The sequence below is a fragment of the Brevundimonas naejangsanensis genome, assembly GCF_003627995.1.
GTDB classification, from domain to species: Bacteria; Pseudomonadota; Alphaproteobacteria; order Caulobacterales; family Caulobacteraceae; genus Brevundimonas; species Brevundimonas naejangsanensis_B.
Genome location: NZ_CP032707.1, coordinates 2,779,440 through 2,793,939 on the forward strand (window position 1 = coordinate 2,779,440; position 14,500 = coordinate 2,793,939).

The 14,500-nt window shown below is 69.1% G+C and carries 11 protein-coding genes, 1 tRNA gene and 1 pseudogene; 2 read left to right on the plus strand and 11 right to left on the minus strand.

The window, feature by feature from the left end; genetic code table 11:
* Nucleotides 1-5 precede the first annotated feature (5 nt).
* Complete coding sequence (locus D8I30_RS13170) at nt 6-1,058, minus strand: zinc-dependent alcohol dehydrogenase family protein (RefSeq protein ID WP_240387248.1); 1,053 nt, start codon at nt 1,056-1,058, stop codon at nt 6-8.
* 87 nt (nt 1,059-1,145) lie between these two features.
* Here D8I30_RS13170 and D8I30_RS13175 point away from each other — a divergent pair, with 87 nt between their 5' ends.
* Both D8I30_RS13175 and D8I30_RS13180 read left to right on the plus strand, forming a co-directional pair.
* Complete coding sequence (locus D8I30_RS13175) at nt 1,146-1,862, plus strand: HAD family hydrolase (protein WP_205570721.1); 717 nt, start codon at nt 1,146-1,148, stop codon at nt 1,860-1,862.
* A complete protein-coding gene (locus D8I30_RS13180; protein WP_205570722.1) occupies nt 1,859-4,138 on the plus strand; it encodes a glycoside hydrolase family 65 protein in 2,280 nt (759 codons plus the stop codon). The genes D8I30_RS13175 and D8I30_RS13180 overlap by 4 nt, the downstream gene beginning before the upstream one ends.
* 30 nt (nt 4,139-4,168) lie before the next feature.
* Here the strand turns inward: D8I30_RS13180 and D8I30_RS13185 are convergent, their stop codons facing one another.
* The 10 genes and pseudogenes from D8I30_RS13185 to plsX all read right to left on the minus strand — a co-directional run bounded on the left by D8I30_RS13185 (nt 4,169) and on the right by plsX (nt 14,446).
* Complete coding sequence (locus D8I30_RS13185) at nt 4,169-5,380, minus strand: efflux RND transporter periplasmic adaptor subunit (RefSeq protein ID WP_121483155.1); 1,212 nt, start codon at nt 5,378-5,380, stop codon at nt 4,169-4,171.
* 4 nt (nt 5,381-5,384) lie between these two features.
* The gene (locus D8I30_RS13190) at nt 5,385-7,754 is read right to left on the minus strand and encodes an ABC transporter permease (RefSeq protein ID WP_121483156.1); all 2,370 of its coding nucleotides are present in this window, start codon (nt 7,752-7,754) and stop codon (nt 5,385-5,387) included.
* Entirely contained in the window at nt 7,751-8,446 is a 696-nt protein-coding gene (locus tag D8I30_RS13195) for an ABC transporter ATP-binding protein (protein ID WP_240387249.1), read from the minus strand. Before D8I30_RS13195 ends, D8I30_RS13190 begins: the two co-directional genes overlap by 4 nt.
* Nucleotides 8,447-8,547: 101 nt before the next feature.
* On the minus strand, nt 8,548-10,062 hold the full coding sequence (locus tag D8I30_RS13200) for an HAD-IC family P-type ATPase (protein WP_430805161.1): 1,515 nt from the start codon (nt 10,060-10,062) through the stop codon (nt 8,548-8,550).
* Nucleotides 10,063-10,089: 27 nt separating this feature from the next.
* Nucleotides 10,090-11,048, minus strand: a pseudogene (locus D8I30_RS15145) (cation-transporting P-type ATPase); the annotation flags it as partial.
* A 399-nt stretch (nt 11,049-11,447) separates the two neighbouring features.
* Nucleotides 11,448-11,524 (minus strand) — tRNA-Pro (locus tag D8I30_RS13210).
* 72 nt (nt 11,525-11,596) lie between these two features.
* A complete protein-coding gene (locus tag D8I30_RS13215) occupies nt 11,597-12,013 on the minus strand; it encodes a MerR family transcriptional regulator (protein WP_121483160.1) in 417 nt (138 codons plus the stop codon).
* Nucleotides 12,014-12,018: 5 nt separating this feature from the next.
* Nucleotides 12,019-12,327 (minus strand): integration host factor subunit alpha, encoded by a 309-nt coding sequence (locus D8I30_RS13220; RefSeq protein WP_369822381.1) that lies wholly within the window; start codon nt 12,325-12,327, stop codon nt 12,019-12,021.
* Between the two features lie 74 nt (nt 12,328-12,401).
* Nucleotides 12,402-13,379 (minus strand): beta-ketoacyl-ACP synthase III, encoded by a 978-nt coding sequence (locus tag D8I30_RS13225; protein WP_121483161.1) that lies wholly within the window; start codon nt 13,377-13,379, stop codon nt 12,402-12,404.
* A complete protein-coding gene (plsX, locus tag D8I30_RS13230; protein WP_121483162.1) occupies nt 13,376-14,446 on the minus strand; it encodes a phosphate acyltransferase PlsX in 1,071 nt (356 codons plus the stop codon). Before plsX ends, D8I30_RS13225 begins: the two co-directional genes overlap by 4 nt.
* Nucleotides 14,447-14,500 lie beyond the last annotated feature (54 nt).

Genomic DNA, 14,500 nt, shown 5'->3' on the forward strand with positions numbered 1-14,500 from the left:
AGTGCCTAGATCCGACCGGGAACCAGAACGCCGGCGCCGGAAAAGGCGCCGCGCCGCAGGTCGTCGAGCGCCTGATTGGCCTGGGACAGCGGATAGGTCGTCACATGCGCCCGAACGCCCGCAAGAACCGCGCGGGGCAGATAGTCCCTCCCGTCCTGGCGCGTCAGATTGGCGACAGAGACCAGCCGCCGTTCTTCCCAGAGCAGGGCGTAAGGAAAGGCCGGAATATCGGTCATATGGATGCCGCCGCAGACGACGACGCCGCCCTTGCGCACGGCGCGAAGCGCGATGGGAACGAGATCGCCGACCGGAGCGAAGATGACGGCCGCGTCCAGGGGCATGGGCGGCGCAGCGCCGGAACCGCCCGCCCAGACGCAGCCCAGCGCCAGAGCCAGATCCTGGGCGGCCGTGTCGCCGTCGCGCGTGAAGGCATAGACGGACTGGCCCTCGAAGATCGCCAGCTGCGCCAGCAGATGCGCCGCCGCGCCGAAGCCGTAGAGCCCCAGATGGCGCACGGGCCGATCAGCGCAGGCCTTGCGCCAGGCCCGAAATCCGATCAGGCCGGCGCACAACAGGGGAGCGACCTCCACGTCGCTCAGGGACGGCGGAATGGGCAGACAGAAGTCAGCCCAGGCGATCATCGTGTCCGCATAGCCCCCGTCGCGAGTCCAGCCATTAAAGGCAGGATCGTCACAGAGATTTTCCTCGCCTTCCCGGCAGTAACGGCACCGGCCGCAGCTTTTGGCCAGCCACATCGCCCCGACACGGTCGCCGACCCGGATGCTCGCCACCTGCGGGCCCACGGCGTCCACCACGCCGACGACTTCGTGGCCGGGAATGATCGGCCGATGTCGCGGCGGCAGGTCGCCGTCGACGACATGCAGATCGGTGCGACACACGCCGGAGGCCCTGACGCGCAGTCGAATCTCGCCCGGGCCAGGCGTGGGATCCGGGCGGACCTCTTCGACGAGCTGGGAGCCGGGAGCGGACAGGGACATGGCGATCATCAGCCGACGATCCGACCACGGCGCGTCGCGGACGTCCTTGACCGTCGTCAAGGCAGCGCAGCGCACGCCCTTCTACATCATTCTGCGGCGGCCAGCCGCGCCGGCCGATCTAGGGGAAGCCCCGCTTTGAGCGAAAGGGTGAGCGTCAAAACACCAAAGGTGCGGGCGTTGATCCTGGATGTGGATGGCGTTCTGCTGGCGTCGCCGCATGAGCAGGCCTGGCGTGACGCCCTGACGGGGCTGGCGGATCCCGGTCGTTTCACCACCCAGCTGTACCAAGACCAGGTGGCGGGAAAACCGCGCGCCGAAGGTGCGCTCTCCGCCCTCAGGGCGCTCGGCGTCGCCGACGCGCAGGACCAGGCGCCCGCCTACGCCGTTCGCAAGCAGGCGCGACTGGAGGCCTTGATTCAGGCGGGAGGCGTCCGAGCCTTTCCTGACGGCCTGCGGTTCGTCGAGCGCGCCGCGGCGGCGGGCCTGCCCATGGCGGTCGTTTCGGCCTCGCGGAACGCCGACGCCATGCTGAGGGTCTGTAAACGTCTGGACGGAGGCGCCCTGCTGGACCGGTTCGCGGTGAATCTGAACGGACGCGATGAAGGACCGGGCAAGCCGGATCCCTGGATCATCCTGCGCGCCTCAGATGAGTTGAAGACGCCGCCGCAGGCCTGCCTGGTCGTGGAGGACGCGACGGCGGGCATTCAGGCGGCGCGGGCGGCCGGCGCCCTGGCTCTGGGCCTGGCGCGGCTGAACGACGCCGCCGGCCTGCGCACCGCAGGGGCGCACCGCGTCGTCGCCAGCCTCGACGACATCGCCATCGACGATCTGACGACGGGCCATTGGACGGAGTCTGCATCATGAGCGACCTGTCGATCCCGGAGGGAATGTTTGCGCCCTTCCCTGATCCGACCTGGCGCTTGTCAGAGAGCGGATACGATCCCCTTCGTGAAAGCAGCCGAGAGACGCGCTTCGCCATCAGCAACGGTCATCTCGGCGTCAGGGGCGAGCGCGCCTTCACCCGGGGCCGGCTATGGGTGACGCCCGCGCGCACCTATGTGGCCGGTCTTTTCGACCGGACCGGCGAGGCTGGCGGCGTGCCGGTCCTCCTGCCCGCGGCCGACTGGCTTCAGGTCCAGGTTCATGTGGCCGGAGTCCGCTTCGTCGAGGAACCGGCCGACGTGCCCTCTCACACGATGGATCTGGACATGCGGCGAGGGCTCGTCCTCAGCGACTGCATACACGGCGCGGGCGCCCTGCGCATGCGTGTCCGAACCCTTCGCCTTGTCTCGCTCAGCGATCGCGAGGTCGGACTCCAACTGATCCGCATGGACGTTCTCGAAGGCGAGGAGGCGATCGCGCTGGAGGCCTCGCTCGAAGGGGTCAATCACGACCTGACGCCGCAATCTGCGCTGCCGGACCTCATGACCTGGCGGACGCGCAGGTCAGGGATCGCCCTGGCCATCGCGGCGGCAGCCTCGCTGAAGATCGACGGGGAGGCCTCTCCGCCGAGCCAGGCAGGGCCGCTCCGATCGTCCTGGGCCTGGGCGACCCGACCGGGACAGGTCGTGGAGTTCGAACGCATTGTCAGCGTGGCCCGCTCCAGGGGCGACGGCGACGCCGCCACGACGGCGCGCTCCGCCCTTCGGCGCGCCCGCGACCGCGGCGCGGCGGGCGTGGCGGCGGATCATGAAGCGTCCTGGTCGCAACGCTGGGCCTGCAGCGCCGTCGAGGTCGACGGCGACGCCGACGCGCAGCGCGCCCTGCGTTTCGCCGCCTATCATCTCAACAGCGCCGCCAACCCCGCCGACGACCGGGTTTCCATCGGCGCGCGGGCGCTCACGGGCGGCGACTACGGCGGACACGTCTTCTGGGACACGGAGATCTTCCTGCTTCCCTTCTATTGCCACACCTGGCCGGAGGCGGCGCGAGCCCTGCTGATGTACCGTTTCCACGGGCTGGACGCGGCCCGGGCCAAGGCCGCGTCTCTGGGCTGGACCGGGGCGCTCTACGCCTGGGAGTCGGCCGGCGACGGCGAGGAGGCGACGCCCCCTTACGCCATAGCCCCTGACCGCCACGTCCTCGGCATCCTGACGGGCGTCCGTGAGCAGCACATCAGCGCCGACGTGGCCTACGGCGTCTGGCGCTACTGGAGCACCACGGGCGACGATGAATTCCTGCGCGAGGCCGGCGCTGAAATCCTGTTCGAGACCGCCCGCTTCTGGGCGGCGCGGGCCGTGCTGGAGCCCGACGGGCGGCGCCACGTCCGGGGGGTGATCGGCCCCGACGAATATCATGAGACGATCGACGATAACGCCTTCACCAACGTCATGGGACAATGGAACATCCACGCCGCCCTGCAGACGGCCGACCTGCTGCGCCGCAAATGGCCGCGACGCTGGTCCGAGTTGTCGGGCAGGCTGGGGCTGGACGAGCCCGAACTGCTGCGATGGCGCGAAACGGCCGACGCGATCGTGACCGGGTACGACCCGAAGACAGGCCTGTTCGAGCAGTTCGCGGGTTTTTTTGAACTGGAGCCGATCGATCTGTCCCGCTACGTCGGCCGCAGCGTTCCCATGGATGTCGTCCTGGGACGCGAGCGAACGCGCCGGAGTCAGGTGATCAAACAGGCCGATGTCCTCGCCCTGCTGGCCCTGCTGCCGGACACCTTCCCCGGCGACGCCGGCAAGCGGAATTTCCTCTACTACGAGCCCCGCTGCGGCCACGGCAGTTCGTTGAGCCCTCCCCTGCACGCGCTCGTCGCCGCCCGCCTCGGTGAAACGGACAAGGCGCTCGATTATTTCCGCCGAACGGCTGCGATCGACCTTTCGGACGCGGCGGCGGCCATTGGCGGCGGCGTTCACATCGGCGCGCTGGGCGGCCTTTGGATGACGGTGATCTTCGGCTTCGCGGGCGTCGCCTTCGATGATGACGAGATCATCCTCTCCCCGCGCCTTCCCGCGGGCTGGACGCGGCTGGCCTTCAGCCTTCTGTGGCAAGGCCGTCAGATCCGTTGCGAGATTCGCCAAACCGCCCAACGACTGACGCTCGCTCTCGACAGCGGGTCCTCGACGACGGTGCGGATCGGGGTAAAGCGCTACCCGCTCCACCCGGGCCTTCCCCTTGAAGCGGCCTACTGACTCGTCTCGGGGGGGCGGAAGGCGTCGGCATCAGGATCGCCGCCTGACTCGCACGCCGTCGCGGACCTGGTCTGACGGGAAGACGATGACCGTCTCGCCAGACTGAAGGCCCTTGACGACTTCGGCCTCACGGTCCGTCAGCGCGCCGACCTGGACCGGCGTCAGGCGCGCACGCCCGGCCACCAGTTTGAAGACAGCCCACCCTCCCTTGTCACGCACCAGCGCGCCCAGCGGCGCCTTGATCGCGTCCGGCGCGCGTCGCAGGAAGACCCTGCCCGAGAGGCGGTACCCCGGCCCCAGCGATGACCAGGTCTCGGGATCACCCTTGAACTGCAATACGACGACAACGCGTTGCTCCTCGACGCCCAGCGCCGACACCTTGGTGAAGCCCTGGGGTTCGACCCGCCGCACGACGGCCGGGATCGCCCCCGGTCCGCCCCAGTCGAAGACCTCGGCCTCCATGCCTTCACGGACTTTCACTGCGTCCTGGGACAGGAATTCGATCGCGGCCTCCAGCCCGCTCTGGTCGCTGACCTCGATCAGGGGCGCGCCGGCCACGACGGGCCGAGCGCTTTCCTGCAGGACGCGGGTGACATAGCCGGAAGCCGGCGCCGTGACGGCGACCAGGCCGCTTCCTGCGGCGTCGGGACCGACCAGGGCGGCGCGGGCGGCGGCGAGGTCAGACCGGCGCACGTCCACCTGCGCCGTCAGGGCGCGCACCGCCGCGCGGGCGGCTCGCGCCTCGGCTTCGGCGGCGTCGCGCGCCTGGGTCGAGGCGAAACCGCGCTCGGCCAGCGTGGTGACGCGGGCGAGATCGCCCTCGGCCTTGCGCGCCTGGGCGGCGGCCTGATCGCGCTGCGCCTGAACCGACGAAAGGGCCGCCGTAGCCGCCGAGACCGACGCCTGCGCCAGAGCCCGCGAGCGAGCGTCAAGCAGGTCCGGCGCGGCGGGACGTATGCGGGCCACCAGGGTCCTGCCGGCCACGACCCGGTCGCCGACGTGAAGATCGATCCGCTCCAGCCGTCCGGCGACAGGAGCCGCTATCAGATAGGCCTCGTGCACCCGGGCCTCGCCTTCGGCGGCGACGGCGTCGGCGATGGGGCCGCGACTGATCACGTCCACGTCCACCGCGACGGGATGCGGCGCCAGCAGAAGGCCCAACACCGCCACGACCGTCGCCGCGACCAGGGCCCCCAGCGCCCACCTCGGCCATTTTGCGGAGAACCTGTTCAGCCAAGCCATCGGCCTACTCCCGCGTCTTGAGGACAGCGACCAGATCAAACGTCCATATGCGCCGCGCCGCCAGACCCCCGGCCAGGGCGACAACGATCAGATAGGCCCCGATCGCCGCGCCGTAGCTGTCGGCGGCGATGATCGCGGGGAAGCGGACGTCCTCGCGCGAATAGGCGGCCACCAGCCCGTGAGACAGGCCGTAGCCGCCCAGCACGCCGATCGGAACAGCGAGCAGCGCCAGAACGGCCAGTTCGCCCAGCAGGATATAGGCGCAGGTCGCCGGATCGAATCCCAGCACCCGCAGGGTGGCCAGATCGCGCACTCGCTCGGCCAAGGAAATCCGGCACATATTGTAGGCGACGCCGAAGGCGATGGCCCCGGCGAAGCCCAGGTAGAACAGGATCGCGGTGCTGAAGGACTTGGCCATGACCGCTCGCCAGGCGGCGACGGTGTCGTCGCGCGAAGACGAGCCGACGATCTGGGGCGCGGCCTCGATCGCCCGATAAAAGGCCCCGCGCGCATCGGCGGCGACCAGCAGCTCGGCCCCGCTGGCGACATCGCCCTCGCCCATCAGCCGGTTCAGCGCCCGGCGGTCCATATAGGCCGTCGCCCCGCTGTAATCGCGGGCCAGGCCCGTGATCGGCAACAGGGCCTGGCCGCCTCGCCCGTCGAGGATCTCGACCCAGACGCGGTCGCCGGGCTTCAACGACAGCCGCGCCGCCAGCGCCTCGTCGAGCACCAGCCCCCGTCCCGCCGGCGCCGCCACGCGATCGCTCGGCCCGAGCGCCCGGTGCAGCATGGCGTCCGGGTCCAGCCCCACGATCCGCGTCATCTCTTCGCGCCCGCCGGACCTGAACCGAACCGCCACGACGCGAACGGGCTCGGCGGCGAAAACGCCGGGCAGTCGCGCGAGCGCGTTCACCGCCTCGACGTTGCGCGGCTCCGCGAAGCCGACGGATTCGCTCCAGCGCTGGGAGCGGAAGTAACTTCGCTCAACCACCCGGTCGAGGCTGTCGAACAGGAACAGCGATCCGATCAGCAGGACCAGCCCCGCCGCCAGCCCCAGGGTCGTCAGGACGGCGCGGACAGGAAACCGCTCCAGATTGCGCACGATCATGCGGGTGGCCTGATCGATCCGCGCATCGCGGAACAGGTCGTCCAGAACCCCCCGTCGAAAGGATGCCGGCCGGGGCGGCTGCATGGCCACGGCCGGCGATAGGGCGGTCGCCCGCCTCGCCGCGGCCAGCGACCCGGCCATCGCAGCCGCGATCGAGACCGCCGTCGCGCCGATGAAGGCCATCCAGCTGAACCGCACCTGCAGTTCAGGAAAGCGGAAATAGTCGCGATAGAGGTCCACGATGGCGGCGCCGAACCCGCCGCCGATCAACCCGCCGCCCAGCGCCCCCGCCGTACCGATGGCGGCGGCCATGCGGACATAGTTGGCGGCCGCCTCGCGGTCGCTGTAGCCGAAGGCCTTGAGCAGGCCGATCTGTTCACGTTCGGCGTCCACCAGCCGCGACACGACCAGATGCACCAGCGCCGCCGCGACGATCAGGAAGACCGGCGGCAGAACCGAAGCCGAGATGGAGAGCTCCTTCAGTTCGGCCGTCAGGAAGGCGTGCGACGCCTGATCCGTCCGCTCGTAGGCCGCGCGTCCGCCATAGGGCGCCAGCACCCGGTCGACCTCTTGCAGCACCCCAGGCCGCGAGACGCCGGGCGCCACGGTCAGCGCTACGGCGTTGAACGCCCCCGTCATGTCGGTCGCCCGCTCGACCGCGCGACGCGGCGCCCACAGGACGCCCTGGTGCGCGTCGTCGGGCATGAAGGACTCGGGCGCCGGCACATAGACGTATTCTGGCGACAGCACGGCCCCCACGATGACGAAGGACACGACGCGCCCGCCGATGGTCGCCCTGAGCCGATCACCCAGCCTGACGCCCGCCGCGTCCATGAACGCCCTGAGCGCGACTGCCTCCTCCATCCGAGCTGGATCGGGCATCCGCCCCGCGACCAGTTGCACGCAGTTCAGGCAGCGTCGCGGATCGTCCGGCAAGGAAATCAGTCGCGCGATCGCCGGACGCGACAAGCCCGGCACGTCCATCAGGCCGCTCTGGACGATGCGCGCATCGACGGCGGTCACGCCTTCAATGGCCGCGAGGTCCCGTTCGCGCGCCAGCGGCGCCCGCTTGGCGGCGGCGAAGACGTCAGCGAAGCGGGTCTCGCGATAGAAGTCCGCCTGCGCCTGCTCCAGGGCGCGCTGGGCCGAGAAGGCCATCACCGCCACGGACACGCCGCAGGCGATCAGCAGAGCGATGGCCAGCACCTGCCAGCGCATGCGCCATAGGTCGCGCCCCAGCTTGCGGTCCAGGGCGCGCGGTTTCACCAGCTCATCTCCCGAGGCGCGGTCTTGCGCGCGTTGACCACGATGTCGGTGATCGCTCCATCACGAAACCGGATCACCCGATCCGCCATCTGCGCGATTCCGGCGTTGTGCGAGACGATCATGGTGGTGGCGCCGACGTCCCTGGCCACTGCCTGGATCGCCTCCAGCACCTGGACGCCGCTTTCGCTGTCCAGCGAGCCGGTCGGTTCGTCGCAGAGCAGCAACGCGGGCCGCTTGGCGATGGCCCGGGCCACGGCCACCCTCTGCTGCTGCCCCCCCGAAAGCTGGGCGGGGAAATGGTCGAGCCGGTCGGACAGACCGACGAGGGCCAGCGCCTCCTCTGGGCTCATGGCGTCGTCGGCGATCTCGGTGATCAGAGCGACGTTCTCGCGCGCCGTCAGGCTGGGCACCAGGTTGAAGAACTGGAAGATGAAGCCGACCGATGCCCGGCGATAGGCTGTGACCTGTCCCGCGGACGCGCGCGTCAGCTCCATGTCGCGAAAGCGGACAGAACCCGATGTGGCGACGTCCAGCCCGCCGAGGATGTTGAGGAAGGTCGACTTTCCGGACCCCGACGGGCCGAGCAACACCAGGGTTTCGCCCTTGACGATGTCCAAATCGACGTCCCGAAGCGCGTGCACCTCGCCCGCCTCGGTCGCATAGACCTTGCACAGGCCCCGCACCGCGAACACGACGCCCGAACCTGTGGAATGCCGAGTGTCCGACACCGCATCGCCTCGCCGCAGGACAGCCGCCTAAAGACAACATCGTTACTGCAAGCTTCGATCGCCGCCTAGAGGCGGTCATGCGGCGAAAGCCGGAGGGCCATGCCGCCGGCGCCCGCTCCGACCAGCAGGGCGAGGGCGAGCAAGGGCGGCGGCGGAAGCGTCAGTCCGAACAGTTCACCCCATGCCGGAACCGCCAGCACGCCGCACAGAACCGCGAGCGCCAATGCGCAGATGATCCAGAAAGGCCGCCGTGAGCGATCCAGAAGGCCGAGGCCCGGGACGGCCGAGGCGGCGAAAGCAAAGGCCAGATTGGCCACGATAAGACCGGTGAACGCCGCGCCGCGCGCCTCGTCTGTAGAGGCGACGGCGGACGCCCCGCCGTAGAGCAGCAGCAGCGCGACCAGAATGACAGCCCCCGCCAGGGCTGCGCCGACGATCTGGCGCCTCCCGAACAGGGGCTCCGTCGGCTTGCGCGGAGGCTGTTTCATGGCGGAGGCTTCTGCCGGCGCTGCCTCAAAGGCCAGGGCGCAGACGGGATCGATCACCAGTTCCAGCAAGACGACGTGCATGGGCATTAGCAAAGGCGGCCAGCCGATGAGCAGCGGCGCCAGCGCCAGTCCGGCGATGGGGACGTGAATGGCCGTGATATAAACCATAGCCCTCCTCAGATTGGCGTAGATGCGACGCCCCAGGACCACGCCGTCGACGATGGCGCCGAAGCTGTCGTCGAGAAGGATCAGATCCGCCGCCTCGCGCGCCACGTCGGAGCCTCGCTTCCCCATGGCGATGCCGATCTGGGCCGCCTCCAGCGCAGGGGCGTCATTGACCCCGTCGCCGGTCATGGCCACGACGTGGCCGTGGGCCTGAAAGGCTTCGACCAGGGCGAGCTTCTGTTCGGCGCGGATCCGGGCGAAGACCCGCACCTTTCGAAGCCGCTCGCGCAGCGCCTCCGGCGACAAGGCGTCAATCTCGGCTCCCGTCAGGACGCCGGCCGACAGGTCGATGCCCGCCTGGCCCGCTATGGCCCGAGCCGTTGCGGGATAGTCGCCAGTGATCATGGCGACCGAGATGCCGGCCCCCTGCGCGACGCGCAGGGCTCCAGGGACCTCCGATCGAAGGGGGTCCTCGAAGGCGACAAGGCCGAGAAAGCGAAAGCCGGCGACGTCGGGCTCTGCTGCCAAGGGGCTGGATCCGCGCCAGTCGGCGACCGCCAGCACGCGCAGCCCCTGCCCCGCCATCTGTTCCTGCGCTTCGGCCGCCCGTCGCTTTATGTCTCCCCCGAGGCCGCAGAGCGAGAAGACCGCCTCGGGCGCGCCCTTGGCGCCCGCGACAAACCCGTCGCTCTCGCGCCACAGCTGGATGTAAGCCGGCCGTTCGGGGGCCAGAGGCCAGACGCGAATGGGCTCTCCTGCGTCAATCCCCAGGCCGGCGACCTCGCACAGCGCTCTGTCCATCGGATCGTTGGACCGCTGGGCGGAGGCTCGCACGGCCGCCTCCAGCAACGCGCAGGCCGCCCTGTCCTGAAGCGCCCCCTCGACATCCCTGCGACGGCCATCCAGCCACAGCGCCGCCAGTCGCATGCGGTTCTCCGTCAGGGTGCCGGTCTTGTCGACGCACAGAAGCGTCGTTCCCCCCAGGGCCTCCACCACGGCCGTCCGCCGCACCAGAACGCGCTTTTGCGCCAACCGCCGCGCGCCCAGAGCCATGAAGACCGTCAGCACCATCGGAAATTCCTCAGGGATCAGGGCTATCGCCAGCGTCAGCCCGGCCAGGGCGCCCTCCAGCCAGTCCTGGCGCGTCGCCCCGTAAAGGACCGCCACGACGACGCAGAAGCCCACCGCCAGAAGTCCCGCCACGCCGATCAGACGCCGCGTGGTCCGCTGAAGGTTCGTGGGCGGCTCCCCCTCCTCGCCCAGCGCCTCGCCGACACGACCCAACGCCGTGCGCGGCCCCGTGTCCACGACCTCGGCCAAGCCGTGCCCCGCCACGATCAGCGTACCGGCGAACAGCCAGGGGCCGCCGTCGCCCCCGACAGCGCGCGCGGATGGATCGCCGACGGCGGCCTTTGACCCGATGCGGGTGACCGGCACAGCCTCTCCGGTCAGAAGGGACTCGTCCACGGTGACGACGAGGGACGACACAAGACGCAGATCCGCGGGACCCGTTCGCCCTCGCCGACCAGGACGAGGTCTCCCGGCGTCAGGTCTCGCGCCGGAAGGCGTCGCTCGTGTCCGTCACGGATGACGCGCGCGTAGGGCTCGGCCAGAGCGCGCAAAGCCTTGAGCGCCCTTTCACTCCGAGCTTCCTGGCCGACCGTCAGGCTGATCGAGATCAAGGCCCCGGCGGCCAGGAACAACCCCTCCGCGCGGTGACCAAACAGCAGGTAGAGCCCCGTCGCCACAAGCAGCAGAAGCACCATCGGTTCGCGAACAGCCCCGAGAAGGATGTCCAACAGGTTTCGGTCGCGAGCCTTTCTGATCTCGTTGGCCCCGAACCGGACGAGACGTCTCGCGGCTTCGGCATCATCGAGGCCCAGGGCGGAGAGCGGCGCGTCAATCATGCTCATGACATCCCCGATCCGGGCGCTGGCATCGTCGCCACGAGTTCGTCCGGACCATCGGCCGGCGCCACTCGGGGCTACCCCACAAGACCCAGGCGGAACGCATCCGCTGCTGCCCGGTTTCGCAAGCCGGGGCGCATGGGCCTGGGCCGTACGGGAAACCAGGTCCTCCAAGGCCGCATCGGCCTGCACGGACCGGCATGGCGCCAGTGCGGCGCCCGGACGCGGACCAGGGGAATGACCGCAATGAGTCAGTCAGGAGGTGGCGCGCTCGCGCCCTCCAAAACTGCGACGCCGCCGACGACGGCGCCGTCCATTTGTGACCAAGTTTGTGATCAAGCGGCCAAATTGCGAAGGGGCCGCTCGAAAGCGACCCCTTCAACCAACCGATTTTCCTATGGAAAATGGTCGGAGCGACAGGATTCGAACCTGCGACCCCTTGACCCCCAGTCAAGTGCGCTACCAGGCTGCGCCACGCTCCGAAGGCGCTCCCTATAGACGGCGGTTCGGTGCTCCGCAAACCCTAAAACGCTCTATCGACAACAACTTCCGTCTTAGCGTCGCAGAACGGCCTCCAATCGGGCCCTGGCCGCCTCCAGTTCGCCCAGCACCGTTTCCAGGCGGTTCGAGACGCCCGGGTTCGCCCCCGTTTCCATCGTCGGTTCAGATCGCTCGCCCGAATCGATTTCCAGCATGGCGACGGGATCGGCGTAGGCCGTCAGCCGGACCAGGCCCTGCTCCTGCACCAGCCGCTGGACGCCGCGAATCGTCAGCCCCTCGTCGTGCAGCAGCCGCCGCACGGCCTTCAGCACCATGACGTCGTCCGGACGATAGAAGCGCCGCCCCCCCGCCCGCTTCACCGGCGCGATGAAGTCGAACTTCGTCTCCCAGAACCTCAGCACATGCTGGGGGGCGCCGACTTCCTCGGCGGTTTCGGAAATGGTGCGGAAGGCGTTGGGGCTTTTGGCCAAGGGTCTCAGGTCTCGACGACGGCGTCGTGCACCCGGCTCTTCATGATCTGGGAGGCGCGGAAGCTGATGACGCGGCGGGGGTTGATGGCGGCCGGTTCGCCGGTCTTGGGGTTGCGGCCCATGCGGGCGCGTTTTTCGCGGACCTGGAAGACGCCGAAGCCCGATAGCTTGACCGTCTCCCCCTGCTCGAGGGAATCAACGATCAGGTCCAAAGTGCGCTCGACCAGTCCGGAGCATTCCTGCCGGGACAGCCCGACCTCCTCATGGACCGCTTCGCACAAATCCGCCCGGGTAAGGGTCTGATGTCCGGCCACTTGCATCTCCCCGCAATCAATCGGCGGGTCATTGAAGGGCAAAACGGCCGGAAATCAAAGTCCTCAATACGAATCTAGAATCGGAAGGCGCAGGCTCCCCACGTCAGGCCGCCGCCCATGGCCTCGACCAGGACCAGATCGCCCTTCTTGATGCGCCCGTCCTTGATGGCCACGTCCATCGCCAGCGGGATGGAGGCGGCCGAGGTGTTGGCGTGCATGGCCACGGTCGAGATGACCTTGTCCTCGTCCAGGCCCAGGCGGTCGCCGACGCCCTTGATGATCCGCTGATTGGCCTGGTGCGGCACGAACCAGTCGATCTCGGGGATATCGACGCCGGCAACCTCGGCCGCCGACGTGATCGCTTCGGCGATGTTGACCACGGCGTGGCGGAACACCTGATTGCCCAGCATCCGCAGATGGCCGACCGTGCCGGTCGTGGCCGGGCCGCCGTCGACGTAGAGCATGTCGGACTTGGCGCCCTCGCAGCGCAGGGCGAAGCCCAGCACGCCACGATCTGCCTTGGTCCCCTGCCCTTCGCCGGGCTCCAGCACGAAGGCGCCGGCGCCGTCGCCGAACAGGACGCAGGTCGTGCGGTCCGTCCAGTCCATCAGCTTGGTCATTTCCTCCGCGCCGATGACCAGGGCGCACTTGGCCTGGCCCCGGGCGACGAAACCGTCGGCCACGCTCAGCGCATAGACGAAGCCCGAGCAGACCGCCTGAACGTCGAAGGCGATGCCCACCGGCGCGCCCAGCTTACGCTGGACGATGGCCGCCGTGGCCGGGAAGGTCTGGTCCGGCGTGGTGGTGGCGACGATGATCAGATCGACGTCCGCCGCCGTCTTGCCCGCATCGGCCAGGGCGCGTTCGGCGGCCTTCACCGCCAGGTCGCTGGTCGGCTCGTCGTCGCGGGCCTTGTGGCGCTGGCGGATGCCGGTGCGCTCGATGATCCATTCGTCGGAGGTGTCGACGATCTTGGCCAGATCCTCGTTGGTCACGACCTGCTCGGGCAGGAACGACCCCACTCCGGTGACGACGCTACGAATGACGCTCACTTTTGGGTTTCTCCCATGACGGCGGGCGCAGGCTCATCCATGGCGGCCGCCAGACGCGCGAAATTGGCGCTGACCTTGGTCAGATAGTCACTGCGGGCCAGTTCGACAGCCACGCGGATGGCGTTTCCATAACCCTCGGCCGTGGCGCCGCCGTGGCTTTTCACGACAATTCCGTTCAGGCCCAGCAAGGGTCCGCCGTTGACGCTGCTCGGATCGATCCGGCGCGCCATCTTCTTGAGGGCCGGCATGGCGATCAATGCGCCCAGCTTGGCGAGCGGGCCGGAGGTCAGCGCCTCCTTCAGCAGGCCGGAGATGAAACGGGCCGTGCCCTCGGCCGTCTTCAGGGCGATGTTGCCGGTGAAGCCGTCGGTCACCACCACGTCCACCGTCCCGGCGGCGATGTCATGCCCCTCGACGAAGCCGGTATAATTCACGGGCACGGCGTCGGTGCGCAGCACGGCGTGGGCCTCGCGCACCTCTTCATGGCCCTTCATGTCTTCGGAGCCGACGTTCAGCAGGCCGACCGTCGGCCGCTCCACGCCATACACGGCGGATTGGAAGGCCTCGCCCATGATGGCGAACTCGACCAGTTGGCGCGCGTCGCTGCCGATATTGGCGCCGACGTCCAGAACGGCCGTGAAGCCGCGCTTGGTGGGCCAACTGGCGACGATGGCCGGGCGCTCCAGCCCGTCGACGGCCATGCGCAGGATCAGTTTCGAGATCGCCATCAGGGCGCCGGTGTTGCCCGCCGAGACGGCGGCCTGGGCCTCGCCCGCCTTCACCGCCTCGATCGCGTTCCACAGGCTGGAGCCCTTGCCCCGGCGCATGGCCTGGGCGGGCTTTTCGTCCATGGCGACGACCTTGTCCGTGTGACGGACCTGGCAGACATCATCCGACAGTCCGCAGCGCGCCATCTCGGCGCGGATCGCGGCCTCGTCGCCGTGCAGCAGGAAACGGACCCCGTCGCCGCCATAGCGCGAGAAATAAGCCTTCACGCCGCCGACCACGACGGAGGGACCGTGGTCCCCGCCCATGGCGTCGAGCGAGATCAGTGTGGATGATGCCAAGTGGAAATCGACTCCGTCGCCGTCTTGTCGCGGCGCTTCATGTTAAGGCGGGCG